We start from the raw sequence: 17,365 nt of genomic DNA, 5'->3' as shown, positions 1-17,365 counted from the left end.
ATATAGGTTACTGTCGCGACAGCGTAGTGAAGGGCTATGAGATTAAGACGCACAACGGCCAAGTGGTAAACAAGACAAGGGATCGTCGGCATTCTTAAACGGACGCGAGCAGCGTGCCAGAGCGTGGCGTCTTGGCGATCGGGTAGTGTTGCAGGTTTTTTTTGCGTAGAATGGCTCCGCTATTATCCGTCATTGGCTTTTCGTGCTGACGTTTGGCGACAGTCATATCGTCGCGCCAACTTAACTGAGGTACAAGCATGGGCATTGTTGACGACTGGGCCGAACGTCATATACTGCAAGCGCAGCAGGCGGGACAGTTCGTTGCGCTGCCCGGCTATGGCGAGCCGCTGCAGCTGGATGACGACAGCGCCGTGCCGGCGGAACTGCAGGATCGTAAAGAAGCCCTGCAACTGGTGGATCTGCTCAAGACGTTGTGCGAGGATGACCCTCGTTTTGCGCCTCTGGACGCCCGGCTTCGGCTGCTGGATATGAAGCTGTGTCAGGCCGGAGTTAGCACTGACTTTTTACATCAACATTATCAGCAACAACTGCGGGCGCGCTTTACCCGATCTGGACGCAGATAACGTTGAATCATTTTTCAACTCATAAGAGAACGACTATGGACGATAACTACCGCCATACCAAAGGCACGATTCAAGACAATGCGCTTGCGGCACCGCTGCACGATCCGCTGTTTCGTCAACGGCGGGAAAAAAACAAGAAGTGGAAGGGCAGTTACAGCCGTAAGCAGAAATCAAAAGGGAACTGGGAGGCCAGTGGCAAAAGCATCATCGGTACGATTACCACTGGTTTTCTTTTTCACTTTCGGGCCCTGGCGGATAAAGGTTGCCCGCTAACAGCCGTTTAATGATTTAGAGTTTAGGCGGCGGCTTCTGGCCGCTTATCGTCGTCGTACCCGGCGCCACGGCGTTGTTCTGCTGTTTCAGGAGATCGCGGATCTCGGTAAGCAGTGTCTCTTCCGCACTCGGTTTAGGCGGCTCGGCGGGTTTTTCCGCCTCTTTGCGATGCATTCTGTTAATCAGATTGATAATACAGAACACGGCAAAGGCTACGATGATGAAATCAAAGATATTTTGTAGGAAAATCCCGTACTCCATCACCACCGCCGGCGTGTCTCCTTGGGCCGGCTTTAACACCCAACTGAATTGCTTAAAATCAATTCCGCCTATCAGTAACCCCAACGGCGGCATAATGACGTTGGCCACTAAAGATGAGACGATTTTGCCGAAAGCGGCACCGATGATGATACCGATCGCCAGGTCGACCACGTTGCCACGCATCGCGAATTTGCGGAATTCTTGTAAGAAACTCATAGGCTTGCTCCATCATTTATGAATGAACTAAGTCTAACAAAGGATGAATGTTTTACCAGGGGGTATTTTTCCGAATAGGCCGGCTGCATAGTGACGCTCAGAGGAAAAAGGGGCTGGGTTGGAACAGCCTTTCCACATCGCTGACAAACTTTTTATCGGTCAGGAACATGATCACATGGTCGCCCTGCGCGATGCGGCTGTTGCGGTTAGCGATAATCACTTCGTCGCCGCGCACAATGGCACCGATAATGGTACCTGGCGGCAGTTTGATGGCGTCGATAAGGCGGCCAACCACGCGCGAGGTACTTTCATCGCCGTGGGCGATGGCCTCAATCGCCTCCGCCACCCCGCGCCGCAGCGAGGAAACGCTGACGATATCCGCTTTGCGCACGTGCCCGAGTAGCGCTGAAATCGTGGCCTGTTGCGGGGAGATGGCGATATCAATCACGCTGCCCTGCACTAAATCCACATAGGCCCGCCGCTGGATGAGTACCAACACCTTTTTCGCCCCCATGCGTTTGGCCAGCATGGCGGACATGATATTGGCTTCATCGTCGTTGGTAATGGCGATAAAGACGTCGATCTGTTCTATGTGCTCCTGCGCCAGCAGTTCTTGATCTGAAGCGTCGCCGTAGAAGACGATGGTGTCATGCAGCCTTTCCGCTAGCTCCGCGGCGCGTTCCTGATCGCGCTCTATCAACTTCACGCTGTAATCTTTTTCCAGCCGATAAGCCAGACCGGCGCCAATATTGCCGCCGCCGACGATCATGATGCGCTTATAAGGTTTTTCCAGCCGCTGCATTTCACTCATTACCGCGCGAATATGCTGCGAGGCAACGACAAAAAACACCTCGTCGCCCGCCTCGATAATGGTCGAACCCTGCGGACGAATTGGCCGGTCCTGACGAAATATAGCCGCGACGCGGGTTTCTATATGCGGCATATGCTCGCGTAACGAAGAAAGGGCATTACCCACCAGCGGCCCGCCATAATAGGCCTTTACCGCCACCAGGCTTACTTTTCTTTCCGCAAAATTGACCACCTGCAGCGCTCCAGGATACTCAATCAGCTTATAGATGTTGTCGGTGACCAGCTGTTCCGGGGAAATTAAATGATCAATGGGCACCGCTTCGGGAGAAAACAACCGCTCCGCTTCGCGGACATAATCATGGGAGCGGATACGGGCGATGCGGTTTGGCGTTTTGAAAAGCGTATAGGTTATCTGACAGGCGATCATATTGGTTTCGTCGGAGTTGGTGACCGCCACCAGCATATCGGCATCATCCGCCCCGGCATCGCGCAGGACCCGCGGATGAGATCCATGCCCTTGGATCGCGCGCAGGTCGAACTTGTCCTGCAGTTGGCGCAACTGGTCAGGATTGGTATCAACAATGGTAATGTCATTGTTCTCACCAACCAGGTTTTCCGCCAATGTACCGCCGACCTGCCCCGCACCAAGAATGATGATTTTCATATAAGACCCGTTGTGTTCAGCCGGGCGCACCTGCAGCGGGTGCGCTTACCGTTTATATCTGCGCCGCTAATCGGTTCGCTTACTGTTACCATCTGCGCCGTAAGTCGGTGCGTTTACCGTTATCATCTGCGCCGTTAATCGGTGTGCTTACCGTTTATCATCTGGCATCAGCAGGCCTGTGTCTCTTTTATCATCTTAGCGTAAAATAAACCATCACCCGAGGTCGGCGACGGCAAACATTGCAGGCCAGGTGCGGCGGCATCACCTGTTTCCTGCAGCAGGGCGTCGGGGTGGTCGGAGAGGAACGCGGCAATTTGCTGGCGGTTCTCTTCCGGCAAAATCGAACAGGTTGCATACAGCAATGTACCGCCGGGCTTCAGGACTTGCCAGGCGGCGCACAGGATCTGCCGCTGCGGTTCGGCCAGCTCGGCAATGTCGCCGTCGCGGCGCAGCCACTTAATATCTGGATGACGACGTATGACGCCGGTCGCGGAGCAAGGGGCGTCCAGCAGAATGCGATCGAAAAGCGTGCCGTTGCGCCAGTCGTCCGGCGTGCGTCCGTCGCCGATCATCACCTCCGCCTGCATGCCAAGACGCTGTAGATTGTCATGAATGCGGGCCGCGCGCTGCGCATCCACATCCACCGCCATCACCCGCGCCGCGGGCGCGATTTCCAGAATATGGGTGGTCTTGCCGCCGGGGGCGGCGCATAAATCAAGGATAGTCTCGCCGTCCCGGGGGGCGAGCAGCAGGGCGCAGTACTGTGCCGAAGCATCTTGCACTGTTACCCAGCCCCTATCGAAGCCGGGCAAGCGGCCGACGTTGCACGGCATTTCCAGCCTGATGGCGTCCGGCAACTGCGGGTGCGCGCCGGCGGCAGTCTCCGCGCCGGCCAGCAGCGCCAAATAGGCGTCACGGCTGTGGTGCAGCCGGTTGACACGCAGCCACATCGGCGGGCGTTGATTGTTGGCGTCGATGATCTGCGCATACTGCGCCGGCCAGGCGGCCAGGATCCGTTTTTGCAACCATGAAGGGTGCAGATGGCGGATATCCTGCCGCTCGGCGTCGGCCAGCAAGGCCGGCTGCTGGCGCTGAAACTGGCGCAACACGCCGTTAATCAGCCCCTTGAGCTGTGGCCGTTTCATCGCCACCGCGCCCTCAACCGTCTCTGCCAGCGCGGCATGCGGAGGAATGCGGGTGTATATCAACTGATACAGGCCAACCATTAGCAGATAATGTACCGGGCGTTGTTTGCCGGTCAGCGGTTTTGCCATTAGCTGACGCAGTAGCCATTCCAACTGCGGCAGGACGCGCATAATGCCGAAGCACAGTTCCTGCAGCAGCGCGCGGTCCTTCTCGCTCAAAGGAGCCTGCAGCGGGGGTAGCAGGGCTCCAAGGGATTGGCCCTGATCCAATACCTGCGCCACCGCTCTGGCGGCGATAACGCGGAGATTATACTGTGTTTTCATAGCTGACCGGGCCGTGGTGCGCTCGCTTTATAACCGATGGCAGAGGCCGCCGGCTCACTCTGCAGGTGAAGATTAATCCAGAACGGTGCCGGGAATAAACCATTCACGGCGTGAATTGAGCAAATCCTGAACCGGCATCGCTTTTTTACCCGCCGGCTGCAACTGCGTCAGCGTCAATACGCCTTCGCCGGTGGTGATGTGGATGCCGGCCTTGTCCGCCGCCAAAATTGTGCCGGGGGCGTGTGAAGCCGTCTGCCTGTTATCAACGTTGGCGGCCCAGACTTTAATCTGCTGATCCGCCAGCGGAAAATAGCTGATGGGCCAGGGATTGAAAGCACGGATGCAGCGCTCAAGCTGCGCCGCGGACAGACGCCAGTCGAGTCGGGCTTCTTCCTTGCTGAGTTTGTCTGCGTAAGTGGCAAGGGCGTTGTCTTGCGGCTCTGCGACGGCGCGGCCTGCAGCGATCTGCGTTAGCGTGGCTAAAAGAGCGCGCGGCCCGATTTGCGCCAATTTGTCATACAGCGAAGCGCTGGTATCGTCAGGCTGGATAGCGCACACGGCCTTATGCAGCATGGCGCCGGTATCAAGACCGGCATCCATCTGCATAATCGTCACGCCTGTGCGATCGTCGCCGGCCCATAATGCTCGCTGGATCGGTGCTGCTCCGCGCCAGCGCGGCAATAGCGATCCGTGCACATTGATACAGCCGAGCCGCGGCAGGTCCAACACGACCTGGGGCAGGATCAGGCCATAGGCCACGACCACCATGATATCCGCCTTCAGCTCCGCCACGCTCCGTTGTCCCTCTGGTTTGCGCAGCGAAACGGGCTGAAACACCGGCAGACCATGCCGCTCAGCTAATCGCTTCACCGGACTGGGGGTCAGGCGGTTGCCGCGGCCTGCGGGCCGATCCGGCTGGGTAAAAACCCCGACCACCTGCTGTTTGGCATCAATCAACGCGTCCAGATGACGCGCGGCAAAATCCGGCGTACCGGCGAAGATGATACGTAAAGAGTCTGACACGATGTTTCCTATGGCGTTGGGTTACTTTTCCGCCCGCGCGGTCATGCGTGCCAGTTTTTCCATTTTTTGACGAATGCGCTGACGTTTTAGCGGCGAGAGGTAATCGACAAACAGCTTGCCGACCAGGTGATCCATCTCATGCTGAATACAGATCGCCAGCAGATCGTCCGCCTCCAGCTCGAAACTGTTACCGTCGCGATCCAGCGCCCGCACCTTCACCTTTTCGGCCCGAGGAACAAAGCCACGCTGATCGGGGATCGACAGGCAGCCTTCATCAATGCCTGCCTCGCCGCTTTTCTCCAATAATTCGGGATTAATCAGCACCAGGCGCTGATCGCGACTTTCAGAGACATCGATTACGATGATCCGCTGGTGGATATCGACCTGGGTGGCGGCCATGCCGATACCTTCTTCGGCGTACATAGTTTCAAACATATCATCCACGATGCGGCGGACGGCGTCATTAACGTCAACGACGGGCTTGGCGACTTTGCGCAGTTGCTCATCGGGATAATGTAATACCTGCAATAATGACATAGTGGTCTGAATCTGCATCTGAGTATGAAATCGATATTTACCCTTATTCTAGACATTTCCGGGACTGATTGACAGCATTGGACAGGAAATGTTTCGGCGTCGGCTGTTCGCCAGGGAAGGGAAGGAGGGGAAATGCCATCAAACGAAATGTGGCTGCGCATGGCGTCGGTAAAGGGGGTGAACGGGGCCCGGATCAAGGGTTATTTAACCAAAACGGCGGATTCGGCGCCCTTGGACACGCAAACGTTGTTAAAGGCGCTTCTAACCCCGCGGCAGCACCAACGCTACCAACACTGTCCGCCGGGCGAATTGGCGGCTGCGCGCCGCTGGCTGGCGCAACCGGGCCACCATGTGCTCGCCATCACCGATCCGCGCTATCCACGCCGGCTAGCCACACTCGACTGCCCGCAGCCGGCGCTTTTTGTCGCTGGGGACCTGGCCTGCCTGGAAACGCGGCAACTGGCAATGGTCGGCAGTCGGCAATACAGTCTGTCCGGTAAACAATGGGGCGACTACTTCGCCACTCAACTGTCGGCTGCCGGGCTGACCATCACCAGCGGTCTGGCGCTGGGTATTGATGGTGTTTGTCACCGCGCGGCGCTGGCCGCCGGGGGAAAGACCGTAGCGGTACTGGGCTGTGGAATCGGTTACGGCTATCCCCGCCAGCACCGTCGGTTGGCCGCTGATATTGTCGCGCAAGACGGTGCGCTGGTTTCGGAGTTTTTGCCTTTTGCGCCACCGCTGGCGATGCATTTTCCTTTTCGTAATCGTTTGATAAGCGGTTTGAGCCTGGGAGTGCTGGTGGTAGAAAGCGGCAATAAAAAGCGGCTCGCTGGTCACGGCGCGTTGTGCGCTGGATCAGGGACGGGAGGTATTTGCCTTGCCAGGCCCGCTGGGCAGCCCTTCCAGTGTCGGCACCCACTGGCTTATCCTTCAGGGCGCGACGCTTATTACCCGCCCGAAGGAGATATTTGAACAGCTATGCGGTGACTTGAAATGGTTGGCGCCGAACAAGACGGAAATTATTTCTGCACCAGAATGCGAAGTTAAATTGCCATTTGCCGATGTGTTGGCTAACGTAGGGGATGAGGTTACACCTGTTGAAGTCGTCGCTGAACGTGCCGGCCAACCTGTGCCAGAGGTGGTGGTAGAACTGCTCGAACTGGAGTTAGCAGGATGGATCGCAGTTGTACCCGGCGGCTATGTCCGATTAAGGAGGGCAGGCCATGTTCGACGTACTAATGTATTTGTTTGAAACCTACATCCACAATGAAGTCGAAATGCGCGTGGATCAGGATAAATTGACCGATGACCTTACCCGGGCGGGCTTTCATCAGGACGATATTTATAATGCGTTAAACTGGCTGGAGAAATTGGCTGATTTGCAGGACGGGACGGGCAGAGCTTTTGCGCTGAATGCCGATCCGCTTGCCATGCGGATCTATACTGATGAAGAAAGTCAGTTCCTGGATACCGACTGTCGTGGTTTCTTGTTATTTCTCGAACAGGTTCAGGTGTTGAACCTTGAAACCCGCGAGATGGTCATCGATCGTGCGATGGCACCGGACGCGGCGGAATTTGATCTGGAAGATCTGAAGTGGGTTATTCTTATGGTGCTGTTCAATATTCCCGGTTGCGAAAATGCCTATCAGAAAATGGAAGATTTGGTTTTTGAAGAAGACGAACAGCGTCTGCATTGATGCTTTAAAGATGACTTAACGTTATGACCAAAGCTGCGCTTTTTGCCGCAAAGCACACGGAGTCCTGCCCAGAATGCGGGGCAGATCTTGTTATTCGCTCCGGCCAGCACGGCCCCTTTCTTGGCTGCTCTCATTACCCGCAATGTGTCTATATACGTCCACTTAAGTCCCACGGCGATGGACATGTGGTAAAGGTGCTTGAAGGGCAAATTTGCCCGGCCTGTCAGTCCACGCTGGTATTGCGCCAGGGGCGCTTTGGTATGTTTATCGGCTGCTTGAATTATCCCCAATGCGATCATATTGCACCTATGGCGCTGGCCGACACCACGGCATTTACCTGTCCGCAGTGCCGTTCCGGTAAACTGGTGCAGCGCACTTCACGTTTTGGCAAAAGTTTTTACGTTTGCGATAGGTATCCCGCTTGTAAATTTGCCTTGAATAATCAACCTGTGGCGGGAGAATGCGAGTATTGACATTTCCCGCTATTGATGGCGAAAAACACCGCCCGCGGCATTAAACGGTTTTGCGCTGATAAGAATTGCGGCCGGCCGGTAGCGATAAACGACGATGATGAATAAAGCCCGCTCGATGGACCTGAAGAGTTTGATAGAGGCGCTGCGTCAGCAGCAGGTTATTGCTTATCCGACGGAGGCCGTTTTCGGGTTGGGCTGCGATCCAGGCAGCGAAAGCGCGGTCCAGGCGCTATTGGCGTTAAAGCAGCGCCCGTGGCAAAAAGGGTTGATCTTGGTCGCTGCTGATTACGCCCAGTTGACGGATTATATTGACGACGACGCATTAGATGATGCTGCACGGGCGCGGATCTTCGCCAGTTGGCCCGGTCCCTTGACATGGGTAATACCTGCTCTCCCGACTACCCCGCGCTGGCTTACAGGGCAGTATCCCTCCCTGGCGGTGCGTGTCAGCGCGTTTGAACCCGTACGACGGCTTTGTCTTGCGTTCGGTAAGCCCTTGGTGTCCACCAGCGCTAACCTGACCGGTCAACCGCCGGCGCGTAGCGCCGATGAAGTGCGTAAGCAATTGGGTGCCGCTTTCCCGGTACTGGACGAGGCGGTGGAAGGACGACTCAATCCCTCCGAAATTCGCGATGCTCTGAGCGGCGGATTGATTCGTCAGGGCTGATTACAACCGGAGTGACACCATGGAGACTTTTGCCGTTTTTGGTAATCCGATTAACCACAGTCGTTCGCCGCGCATCCATGCGCTATTTGCCGCCGAAACCGGCATTACCCATCCATATGGCCGGGTACTGGCGCCGCTGGAGGGCTTTGAAGCAAACGCTGCGGCAGTTTTTCGACACGGGCGGTTTGGGGGCGAATATCACCCTGCCGTTTAAAGAGCGTGCGTTTTCGCTATGCGATCAACTCACCGAACGAGGTGCTCTGGCCGGGGCGGTGAATACCATCAAGAAACAGCCGGACGGCTCCTTGCTGGGGGACAATACCGATGGCATCGGTCTGGTCAGCGATTTACAGCGTCTCGATCTACTGCGCCAGGACAGCCGGGTTCTGTTAGTGGGTGCCGGCGGCGCGGCGCGGGGAGCGATCCTGCCGCTGCTGGCCTACGGCTGCAAAGTGGTGCTCACCAACCGCACTTTCCCGCGCGCGCAGGAGCTGGTCGGGTTTTACCACCCTATGGGCGATATTAGCGCGCTGCCGCTGGAGCGCCTGCACACGCCGGATTACGATCTGATAATTAACGCGACTTCCACCGGTGTGCAGGGCAATTTCCCACCGCTGCCGGCATCGCTCATTACGTCATCGGTCTGTTGCTACGACATGTATTATCAACAAGGCGACACGCCGTTCATTGCTTGGGGCCGCCGGCATGGCGCGCTGCGCTGCGCCGATGGGCTCGGTATGTTGGTGGGCCAGGCGGCCTCATCTTTCTTGCTGTGGCATGGCGTTTTACCCTCGGTGTTGCCGGTGCTGGAAACGTTGCGCGCGGAGCTGACTACATGAACCAGGCGATCCATTTTCCCGATTTGGAGCAATGGGATGATGAGCGCCAAAGCGTGTGTTTTCCGGCTTTGGTGAGCGGCATGCGCGTAGAGTGCCAGGTCAGTGCGGGCTGGTTAAATAACCGATTTGCCACCGCAGCAGGTGACGCCACGCCTCTGGCGCTCTTTCGTCAGCAGCGCCTGGACGTTGAGGATGCAATCGAGTTACTTATCGCACAAGAGGCCGATCTCGACGGACCCTTGTGCTTAAATTGACGCAATGGGTCATGCCTGAGCGATTGCCAGAGGCTGTGATCTCGGTGGTTTCATCCTTCCCGGCGCGCTTTCGCAAACGCCTGGATAAGGCGTTAATCAATATTTATCTGCGTGCGGCTGCTGTTCATCCCCCTGCGTGAGATAGTCATCCTTCCACTGTACATAATTATTGGCTGAGTAAATGAGATTGCCGATTTCTGCGGGCGTCAGGCGGCGTACTCGGCGCGCCGGACTGCCAAAATAGAGATAGCCACTGTGCAGACGTTTGCCGGAGGCCACCAGGCTGCCGGCGCCAATGATGACCTCATCCTCAACGACGGCGCCGTCTAAAATAATGCTCCCCATGCCAACCAGAACACGATTGCCGATAGTGCAGCCATGTAACATCGCTTTGTGCCCTACCGTGACCTCATCGCCGATAATCAGGGGATGGCCCGTTGGGTTACGCTCGGAGCAATGGGTAACGTGCAACACGCAACCGTCCTGAATATTGGTACGCGCACCGATTTGCACGCTATTGACATCGCCACGAATAGCGGCCAGCGGCCAAATACTGACATCGTCACCGAGGGTAACATGGCCGATGACCACGCTGCTGGGATCGATCATGATCCGCTTGCCGAGCTGGGGGGAGGTACCTCGGTAAGTACGCAGCGGTTCAACGTGCTGTAGCATGATTGGGATCCTTTTGTGGTGTGCTGGAGAGACTGTATCGTCTCGAAAGCGCTCATGACAACCTTTCGTCGGTCGCCTTTTGCCGTTTTTGCAAAGACGATCGCTTAAGATCAAAGCGGAAGGGATGAAAAATAAACAGTCTAGCGGCAAAAGATCAAAAAAGGCTTGTGCAATAAATTCGGATCCCTATAATGCTCCTCCATCGACCGGTCATGTGAACATCATCACGGTGAACGGGAGGGTTCAGAAACAAGCGAAACGGCTTGACTCTGAATGAGGCTGGCGTAATATACGCCAGCCGGATTCCGGCAGCGCAACGCTCTTTAACAGTTTATCAGGCAATCTGTGTGGGCACTCACAAGACGATATCGATACACGAATATATCGAGTCTTGAAGAGTGAACAACGAATATTCTTATGAATACCGGTTTTAATTCTTTGAGCATCAAGCTTTTAATTGAAGAGTTTGATCATGGCTCAGATTGAACGCTGGCGGCAGGCCTAACACATGCAAGTCGAGCGGCAGCGGGAAGAAGCTTGCTTCTTTGCCGGCGAGCGGCGGACGGGTGAGTAATGTCTGGGGATCTGCCCGATGGCGGGGATAACTACTGGAAACGGTAGCTAATACCGCATAACGTCGCAAGACCAAAGTGGGGGACCTTCGGGCCTCACACCATCGGATGAACCCAGATGGGATTAGCTAGTAGGTGGGGTAATGGCTCACCTAGGCGACGATCCCTAGCTGGTCTGAGAGGATGACCAGCCACACTGGAACTGAGACACGGTCCAGACTCCTACGGGAGGCAGCAGTGGGGAATATTGCACAATGGGGGAAACCCTGATGCAGCCATGCCGCGTGTGTGAAGAAGGCCTTCGGGTTGTAAAGCACTTTCAGCGGGGAGGAAGGCGGTGGCGTTAATAGCGCTATCGATTGACGTTACCCGCAGAAGAAGCACCGGCTAACTCCGTGCCAGCAGCCGCGGTAATACGGAGGGTGCAAGCGTTAATCGGAATTACTGGGCGTAAAGCGTACGCAGGCGGTCTGTTAAGTCAGATGTGAAATCCCCGGGCTTAACCTGTGAACTGCATTTGAAACTGGCAGGCTAGAGTCTCGTAGAGGGGGGTAGAATTCCAGGTGTAGCGGTGAAATGCGTAGAGATCTGGAGGAATACCGGTGGCGAAGGCGGCCCCCTGGACGAAGACTGACGCTCAGGTACGAAAGCGTGGGGAGCAAACAGGATTAGATACCCTGGTAGTCTACGCTGTAAACGATGTCGATTTGAAGGTTGTGGCCTTGAGCCGTGGCTTTCGGAGCTAACGCGTTAAATCGACCGCCTGGGGAGTACGGCCGCAAGGTTAAAACTCAAATGAATTGACGGGGGCCCGCACAAGCGGTGGAGCATGTGGTTTAATTCGATGCAACGCGAAGAACCTTACCTACTCTTGACATCCAGAGAACTAAGCAGAGATGCTTTGGTGCCTTCGGGAACTCTGAGACAGGTGCTGCATGGCTGTCGTCAGCTCGTGTTGTGAAATGTTGGGTTAAGTCCCGCAACGAGCGCAACCCTTATCCTTTGTTGCCAGCGATTCGGTCGGGAACTCAAAGGAGACTGCCGGTGATAAACCGGAGGAAGGTGGGGATGACGTCAAGTCATCATGGCCCTTACGAGTAGGGCTACACACGTGCTACAATGGCGCATACAAAGAGAAGCGATCTCGCGAGAGTCAGCGGACCTCATAAAGTGCGTCGTAGTCCGGATTGGAGTCTGCAACTCGACTCCATGAAGTCGGAATCGCTAGTAATCGTGGATCAGAATGCCACGGTGAATACGTTCCCGGGCCTTGTACACACCGCCCGTCACACCATGGGAGTGGGTTGCAAAAGAAGTAGGTAGCTTAACCTTCGGGAGGGCGCTTACCACTTTGTGATTCATGACTGGGGTGAAGTCGTAACAAGGTAACAGTAGGGGAACCTGCGGTTGGATCACCTCCTTATCAAAACGATACGTTAAGTGACGTGTCCACACAGATTGTCTGATAACTGTCGCGAGCAAGAAAAACCTTCTATAGGCTTGTAGCTCAGGTGGTTAGAGCGCACCCCTGATAAGGGTGAGGTCGGTGGTTCAAGTCCACTCAGGCCTACCAGTTCTGCTTATTCCCGTGGTGTTTCCCGTAATGGTCAGTGCAACCTGTTGCCGACAGGCGGCATGCGAGACTGTGCGTCGGGGAGCGGAGAAATCGAGACTGGCTGTCGTCCTGTCGCGGTCCGGTATCGGGTAAACGGTATCGTCGCGGGTGAGCGACGGCATATGCAAGGTGAACGACATGGGGCTATAGCTCAGCTGGGAGAGCGCCTGCTTTGCACGCAGGAGGTCAGCGGTTCGATCCCGCTTAGCTCCACCATTCCGTCACGGAATGTTTTTGTCATCTTGTGGGATGAGAGGTTTTTCTACTGTTGATGTATTTCAGAGCGCGTTTATCAAGCGAGCTGCGAAATACCGCTCTTTAACAATCCGGAACAAGCTGAAAATTTGAAACACATGCTGAAGTGCAAACTCAGTATGCGAGTCTCTCAAACGAAGTAAGCAAACCTGAGATAACGCGTAAGCGTTATCACTGTAGCGCGACAGGCACTGTTGTCTCCGCGCGGTCTTCGCAGACTACGCCGGGTCTCGCCTGTATGGCGATACTCGAGCGAGACGGCGCGAACGGCTGAAAGCCCAGGCGCACGGCACGCAGGCACCGCGGTGGACTGTATGTCCATGAGGATGCCGAGTACCGCGCAACGCCGGATTTCGGTCGTGCAGCCTGTCGGACAAGGTGCAGACAGCTCAGGGTTGTGAGGTTAAGTGACTAAGCGTACACGGTGGGTGAACTTGTTTGATGGTCATTAGTAAAATGTATGCTGTCGATAATAAAAAGTATGCTGCGCAGTGTTGGAAACCAAAGGATTTTTAAATGTAATGGGTGTTTAATAATCCTTAGTGACTTTATATTACAGCAAAAGTGAGAACGTTCAGTAATATTGAAAGAAAAATTACCAGAGTTGGGAATAAGATCTCTTATAAGGCATGCTGGTACGGCGTTGGATGCTGAAGCTGTAAGCACACCGTTTAAACACTCAAGGCAGATGAAGAAGACGCAAAGAGGCATAAACAGCGCTGAAAAAGATACTACCGCAATTAAATTGTTGTAATAAAATATAAAGCTAACTTTTAAGGTGATTATATGAAGTGAATAAAAAATGTAACTTCATTATTAGAACTAAAAGAAAAATAAATATTTTGTAAAATAGATTATTTAGAGGCTATTTTTAATAAAAATATCTAAAATCAATGGATTGCGATAGTGGCAATCTTTTTTCGCTGCCAAAAAAAATTACACGAGGTCCTCTGTTTTTCTCCATCATCTAATGTTATAGTTTGTGGAAAATAATCTCCACGGACAATATTACAGGATAATCTCATTACGGAATATATAAGTACAGCAAACTCTGTGAATAATGAGTTGCGGCCAGCGCATTGCATAACTTCAAAAAATGAGAGAGATTTATGGAAAGTTATCCTCTGCATGAAATGCTGAGAGGTTGGTTTGTTGGAGCATTTACTCCATCTGTGTTTAGAACTCAAGATGTCGAGGTCGCCGTTCAGCATTTTAAAGCAGGCGACTACGAGGTAAAACACCTGCATAAAATTGCTACGGAAATCACTGTTATTGTATCAGGTGCAGTTAGAATAAACGGCACGAGATATTTAGCTGGCAGCATTATTAAGCTCCTTCCTGGCGAAAGCACCGACTTCGAAGCGCTAGAGAGGACACTGTTACTACAGTAGTTAAGTTACCCGGCGCATTAGATGATAAGTATTTAGTGGAAGAATAACATGTTGAATATTGTAATTCCAATGGCCGGGCGCGGTAGTCGATTTTCTCTAGCAGGTTTTACCGACCCAAAACCACTTGTTAAGTTAAATGATAAGCGTATGATAGAAGTCGTTGTTAACAACTTGACACCCGCGCAGCCGCATAGATTCATTTTCATCTGCCAGCAGGAGCATCTGGAACGCTACAATTACGAAGCCGAGCTAGAGAATATCGCGCCCGATTGCATCATTATTGGCATAGATGGTGTCACTTAAGGTGCGGCTTGTACAGTGATGCTTGCTGAATAGTATATCAATAATGAGCAAGCTTTGATGATTGCTAATTCCGATCAATGGGTTGATATTGCGATTGATGACTATCTTGCAGGGTTAGTGAAAAACGATCTTGATGGCCTGATTATGACCATGAAAGCGGACGATGCAAAATGGTCTTATGTTGAGCTTGGTGAACGGGAAATGGTCATTAACGTAGTTGAAAAAATCGTCGTATCCGATGAGGCCACCGTTGGTGTTTATAATTATAAACATGGCAAGGACTTCTGTCGCTGTGTAAAGCAGATGATGGAGAGAAATCAACGTATAAACGGTGAGTTCTATGTTGCACCTGCTTATAATTATATGCTCGCAGAAGAAAGGTCAAGGATTGGCATATATAATGTAGGAAGAGAAGCTGATGGCATGTATGGCTTAGGAACACCATCAGATTTGGAACTATTTAAAAGCTTGCCGGTATTCGCTAAAGCAGTATCGTTTTAATCTTTAGGCCCCGTATGATTTCTAAGTGAAGCTCATCAAATTAAAGCATGATAAAAAGACTAGCTATTTTAACGTTAAACACGCGCAAGTTCTGGAGCTATCTTTCTTACGTGATGTGAGTCGTACCACGATAATTACCTTCCGTGATCTCGTGGTGCCAAAGATAATGAAGGAAGAATATACTGTTAATGGCACCTCGCGATATCTGTTTGACGACATTGATGATGTCCTACTGTATAACGTACAATCTTATTCACCGCTTTATGCGCAAATTATCTGGGATATAGCTCACCAAGTAAAACCTTCTGGCATGATCTATCTTGCGGAAAATTATGATACCGATTGCTTGCTCGAAAGGTCTTACTTTAGAGATGCCTTTATAGAAGTCAACAATGCATCAAATTACCTCAGAGCTTTTCAGAAAGTCAGCCCCCTGATTATTGAATCCGATCGTGGTCTTGATGAGTGGACATTCTGCATACCTGTCGGACCCGAAGAGCCGCAATTCCTTAATAAATGTGTCGAACGTATACTTGAATTAGATATACCCAATAAAGAGATAATACTTTGTGGTATGCCTCATAAAGATTTCAAATTCTTTGACAAGGTTAGAATCGTTGGTGAAGATATACCTGCGCCACCTGTGCATATTACCCGAAAAAAAACACTATCGCGAGGGCTGCGACACTAAAAAATCTATGTCTCATTCATGACCGCATAATGCTGCCTAAAAATTTTGTTAAGGCGATGGAACAGTTTGGGGATTATTTTCCGATAACGGGTCTCCAATCGTTTTTTTTCGCGGACAAAAAATTTAATACCGCGCCGCTATTCAGATTTCGGAACAGTGAGTGAGGATATCACAAAAACATTTAACCTTCATGCGATAACGAAGAAAGAGATGAGACTTATTGGGCGTAAAGGCCTATTTTGCCAAAGCCCAATGCGGAAAACCTATGGATGTGATTTTTTGACGGGAAGCCTATACATTTGTAAGACAAAGCTTTGGAATTATTTCCCGCAAAACGAGTTATTATATTGGGACGATTTTGAGCATAATATTAGAGCGGCTTGTATGGGTATTCCCGTGATTATAAATCCCTGTTCGATGACACAAAGTATGAATAACAGATCCATTATGCATTATTATGGATATTATAGTGTTTTTTCACATAATTGGAAACTCAGCCAGCGCCGGACCATAACCGAAGCACTCCCTTTTTTGCGGCGTAATACTTTGTTCAGGATAACTATACAAGAGGCTAAGAGGAAACTCTATCGTATTGCTAAAAAATATGCAGCAGAGGATAAGATTTTTCACGTAATTAACCGACAATCTTTTTCTAGTCAATCACGTTTGAAAACCATAATAATGGTGATCAGAAGTATTAGAATTCCTCTTTGGGAGGTGGAGCAATTTGTAACCGATTTTGAAAAAGACGTTCTTTGTGAGATCATACCTCCACTTTATCGAAGCGATTTGATAGACCTTTTAAAGTCGTCCAGTAGTGTCACTGATAAAAAACTGCATTGATCACCATGCCCTTTCTACAAAATCAAGTTTCTCATACCTTGATTCATAGCCCTTTTACAGAAAATAAGCACGATTGGTTTATCCGAAAAACGGCTCTTCAAAAACTAATTAATATAATATCTGCTTTTCAAATGAAATATTGTATGAATGGTGTATATTTTAAACTTAGTGTCCAAGAGATTGCTGCACTTGTAGAAGGGACGACGGTTTATTATAATGAAAATGGAAAATAATGCGGATCAGTTATGAGAAAATGACTGAGAAACGTTATTTGCAACTCACGCTTCTTCAGCAAGCTGAAGAAGAAAAATGTGAGGAATTTGACCTGTTAATCGATATGTCCAAGATGAACAAATCATCATACCGAACCCCCCAAATTAGCATTCCTGATGATAGTAGAATACTTAATATTGACTTCATTCAGCTAAAAAATGAGTTTTTTCATGAGAACTTAGCTTTTCTCCGCAGTTTACTGATGGTGTTATGTAAGAGGAAATTAGTACCCAATGTTAATATTAGAATCTACTATCAGCATTATGCTTATTTTCAAAAAGAAATAAACTCTTCAATCTTTTGTGACTCTAATGATGGTTTCGGCAATAATGATTGCCGTATTAGCTTCAGAAAGATTTTGCTTGGCATTGCATTAAGAAAAATAGTAGGTCTAAGGTTGTCTGGCATTGCTTATAAAGCCTATCAATATTTGAAAAGACCGTTAAGATAACGATTATCACTGGACTTAACAATGC

17 protein-coding genes, 2 tRNA genes, 1 rRNA gene and 3 pseudogenes are annotated in these 17,365 nt (G+C 51.5%); 17 read left to right on the top strand and 6 right to left on the bottom strand.

What is annotated here, in order from left to right; genetic code table 11:
- Positions 1–257: 257 nt before the first annotated feature.
- Both JZM24_RS05270 and JZM24_RS05265 read left to right on the top strand, forming a co-directional pair.
- A complete protein-coding gene (locus JZM24_RS05270; RefSeq protein ID WP_215668883.1) occupies positions 258–584 on the top strand; it encodes a DnaJ family domain-containing protein in 327 nt (108 codons plus the stop codon).
- 35 nt (positions 585–619) lie between these two features.
- Positions 620–868 (top strand): alternative ribosome-rescue factor A, encoded by a 249-nt coding sequence (locus JZM24_RS05265; protein ID WP_215668881.1) that lies wholly within the window; start codon positions 620–622, stop codon positions 866–868.
- Between the two features lie 4 nt (positions 869–872).
- Here the strand turns inward: JZM24_RS05265 and mscL are convergent, their stop codons facing one another.
- The 5 genes from mscL to def all read right to left on the bottom strand — a co-directional run bounded on the left by mscL (position 873) and on the right by def (position 5,837).
- Complete coding sequence (gene mscL, locus JZM24_RS05260) at positions 873–1,334, bottom strand: large-conductance mechanosensitive channel protein MscL (protein ID WP_215668879.1); 462 nt, start codon at positions 1,332–1,334, stop codon at positions 873–875.
- Positions 1,335–1,431: 97 nt separating this feature from the next.
- Positions 1,432–2,808, bottom strand: coding sequence for a Trk system potassium transporter TrkA (gene trkA, locus JZM24_RS05255; protein WP_215668877.1), 1,377 nt, complete (start codon positions 2,806–2,808; stop codon positions 1,432–1,434).
- 167 nt (positions 2,809–2,975) lie between these two features.
- Positions 2,976–4,277 (bottom strand): 16S rRNA (cytosine(967)-C(5))-methyltransferase RsmB, encoded by a 1,302-nt coding sequence (gene rsmB / locus JZM24_RS05250; RefSeq protein ID WP_215668875.1) that lies wholly within the window; start codon positions 4,275–4,277, stop codon positions 2,976–2,978.
- Positions 4,278–4,349: 72 nt separating this feature from the next.
- A complete protein-coding gene (fmt, locus tag JZM24_RS05245) occupies positions 4,350–5,300 on the bottom strand; it encodes a methionyl-tRNA formyltransferase (RefSeq protein ID WP_215668874.1) in 951 nt (316 codons plus the stop codon).
- A 21-nt stretch (positions 5,301–5,321) separates the two neighbouring features.
- On the bottom strand, positions 5,322–5,837 hold the full coding sequence (def, locus tag JZM24_RS05240; RefSeq protein WP_215668872.1) for a peptide deformylase: 516 nt from the start codon (positions 5,835–5,837) through the stop codon (positions 5,322–5,324).
- A 132-nt stretch (positions 5,838–5,969) separates the two neighbouring features.
- Between def and dprA the strand changes: the two are divergent.
- From dprA to JZM24_RS05210, 6 genes and pseudogenes are all read left to right on the top strand, one after another.
- A pseudogene (gene dprA / locus JZM24_RS05235) lies at positions 5,970–7,092 on the top strand (DNA-protecting protein DprA).
- A complete protein-coding gene (locus tag JZM24_RS05230) occupies positions 7,064–7,537 on the top strand; it encodes a DUF494 family protein (RefSeq protein WP_215668871.1) in 474 nt (157 codons plus the stop codon). Before dprA ends, JZM24_RS05230 begins: the two are co-directional and overlap by 29 nt.
- Positions 7,538–7,560: 23 nt before the next feature.
- Positions 7,561–8,115 (top strand): annotated as a pseudogene (locus JZM24_RS05225) (DNA topoisomerase family protein).
- Entirely contained in the window at positions 8,108–8,677 is a 570-nt protein-coding gene (gene tsaC, locus JZM24_RS05220; RefSeq protein WP_376775536.1) for an L-threonylcarbamoyladenylate synthase type 1 TsaC, read from the top strand. The pseudogene JZM24_RS05225 and the gene tsaC overlap by 8 nt, the downstream one beginning before the upstream one ends.
- A gap of 19 nt (positions 8,678–8,696) precedes the next feature.
- Positions 8,697–9,456 (top strand): annotated as a pseudogene (gene aroE, locus JZM24_RS05215) (shikimate dehydrogenase); the annotation flags it as partial.
- A 56-nt stretch (positions 9,457–9,512) separates the two neighbouring features.
- On the top strand, positions 9,513–9,770 hold the full coding sequence (locus JZM24_RS05210) for a DUF1488 family protein (protein WP_215668867.1): 258 nt from the start codon (positions 9,513–9,515) through the stop codon (positions 9,768–9,770).
- 96 nt (positions 9,771–9,866) lie between these two features.
- On the opposite strand, the gene JZM24_RS05205 is transcribed toward JZM24_RS05210, so the two are convergent.
- Positions 9,867–10,445 carry a gamma carbonic anhydrase family protein gene (locus tag JZM24_RS05205; protein WP_215668866.1) on the bottom strand — a complete coding sequence of 193 codons (579 nt, stop codon included), beginning with the start codon at positions 10,443–10,445 and terminating at the stop codon, positions 9,867–9,869.
- 454 nt (positions 10,446–10,899) lie between these two features.
- Here JZM24_RS05205 and JZM24_RS05200 point away from each other — a divergent pair.
- From JZM24_RS05200 to JZM24_RS05165, 9 genes are all read left to right on the top strand, one after another.
- Positions 10,900–12,440: ribosomal RNA gene (locus JZM24_RS05200) — 16S ribosomal RNA — on the top strand.
- A gap of 73 nt (positions 12,441–12,513) precedes the next feature.
- A tRNA-Ile gene (locus JZM24_RS05195) sits at positions 12,514–12,590 on the top strand.
- A 182-nt stretch (positions 12,591–12,772) separates the two neighbouring features.
- Positions 12,773–12,848, top strand: a tRNA-Ala gene (locus tag JZM24_RS05190).
- Positions 12,849–13,996: 1,148 nt separating this feature from the next.
- A complete protein-coding gene (locus tag JZM24_RS05185) occupies positions 13,997–14,278 on the top strand; it encodes a hypothetical protein (RefSeq protein WP_246579890.1) in 282 nt (93 codons plus the stop codon).
- A 48-nt stretch (positions 14,279–14,326) separates the two neighbouring features.
- Positions 14,327–14,581, top strand: coding sequence for an NTP transferase domain-containing protein (locus JZM24_RS18450; RefSeq protein WP_246579889.1), 255 nt, complete (start codon positions 14,327–14,329; stop codon positions 14,579–14,581).
- Positions 14,582–14,635: 54 nt separating this feature from the next.
- Positions 14,636–15,082 carry a glycosyltransferase family protein gene (locus tag JZM24_RS18445; protein WP_246579888.1) on the top strand — a complete coding sequence of 149 codons (447 nt, stop codon included), beginning with the start codon at positions 14,636–14,638 and terminating at the stop codon, positions 15,080–15,082.
- A gap of 25 nt (positions 15,083–15,107) precedes the next feature.
- Positions 15,108–15,773, top strand: a complete 666-nt coding sequence (locus JZM24_RS05175) for a hypothetical protein (protein ID WP_215668865.1) — start codon at positions 15,108–15,110, stop codon at positions 15,771–15,773.
- Positions 15,774–15,929: 156 nt separating this feature from the next.
- Positions 15,930–16,616, top strand: a complete 687-nt coding sequence (locus JZM24_RS05170; protein ID WP_215668863.1) for a hypothetical protein — start codon at positions 15,930–15,932, stop codon at positions 16,614–16,616.
- Between the two features lie 253 nt (positions 16,617–16,869).
- A complete protein-coding gene (locus JZM24_RS05165; protein ID WP_215668862.1) occupies positions 16,870–17,340 on the top strand; it encodes a hypothetical protein in 471 nt (156 codons plus the stop codon).
- Positions 17,341–17,365: the final 25 nt, after the last annotated feature.

It is taken from the genome of Candidatus Sodalis endolongispinus, assembly GCF_018777395.1.
Lineage (GTDB): Bacteria > Pseudomonadota > Gammaproteobacteria > Enterobacterales > Enterobacteriaceae > Sodalis_B > Sodalis_B endolongispinus.
The sequence above is the reverse complement of the archived record's forward strand: the minus strand, read 5'-3'. Positions and strand labels throughout refer to the sequence as shown.

What these genes read in the sequence shown, in the direction of transcription:
- trkA (WP_215668877.1), bottom strand. Translation starts at nt 2,808, where the DNA reads ATGAAAATCATCATTCTTGGTGCGGGGCAGGTCGGCGGTACATTGGCG.
- JZM24_RS18450 (WP_246579889.1), top strand. Translation starts at nt 14,327, where the DNA reads ATGTTGAATATTGTAATTCCAATGGCCGGGCGCGGTAGTCGATTTTCT.
- JZM24_RS05210 (WP_215668867.1), top strand. Translation starts at nt 9,513, where the DNA reads ATGAACCAGGCGATCCATTTTCCCGATTTGGAGCAATGGGATGATGAG.
- rsmB (WP_215668875.1), bottom strand. Translation starts at nt 4,277, where the DNA reads ATGAAAACACAGTATAATCTCCGCGTTATCGCCGCCAGAGCGGTGGCG.
- JZM24_RS05230 (WP_215668871.1), top strand. Translation starts at nt 7,064, where the DNA reads ATGTTCGACGTACTAATGTATTTGTTTGAAACCTACATCCACAATGAA.
- JZM24_RS05205 (WP_215668866.1), bottom strand. Translation starts at nt 10,445, where the DNA reads ATGCTACAGCACGTTGAACCGCTGCGTACTTACCGAGGTACCTCCCCC.
- JZM24_RS05265 (WP_215668881.1), top strand. Translation starts at nt 620, where the DNA reads ATGGACGATAACTACCGCCATACCAAAGGCACGATTCAAGACAATGCG.
- tsaC (WP_376775536.1), top strand. Translation starts at nt 8,108, where the DNA reads ATGAATAAAGCCCGCTCGATGGACCTGAAGAGTTTGATAGAGGCGCTG.
- JZM24_RS05185 (WP_246579890.1), top strand. Translation starts at nt 13,997, where the DNA reads ATGGAAAGTTATCCTCTGCATGAAATGCTGAGAGGTTGGTTTGTTGGA.
- mscL (WP_215668879.1), bottom strand. Translation starts at nt 1,334, where the DNA reads ATGAGTTTCTTACAAGAATTCCGCAAATTCGCGATGCGTGGCAACGTG.
- JZM24_RS05165 (WP_215668862.1), top strand. Translation starts at nt 16,870, where the DNA reads ATGACTGAGAAACGTTATTTGCAACTCACGCTTCTTCAGCAAGCTGAA.
- def (WP_215668872.1), bottom strand. Translation starts at nt 5,837, where the DNA reads ATGTCATTATTGCAGGTATTACATTATCCCGATGAGCAACTGCGCAAA.
- JZM24_RS05270 (WP_215668883.1), top strand. Translation starts at nt 258, where the DNA reads ATGGGCATTGTTGACGACTGGGCCGAACGTCATATACTGCAAGCGCAG.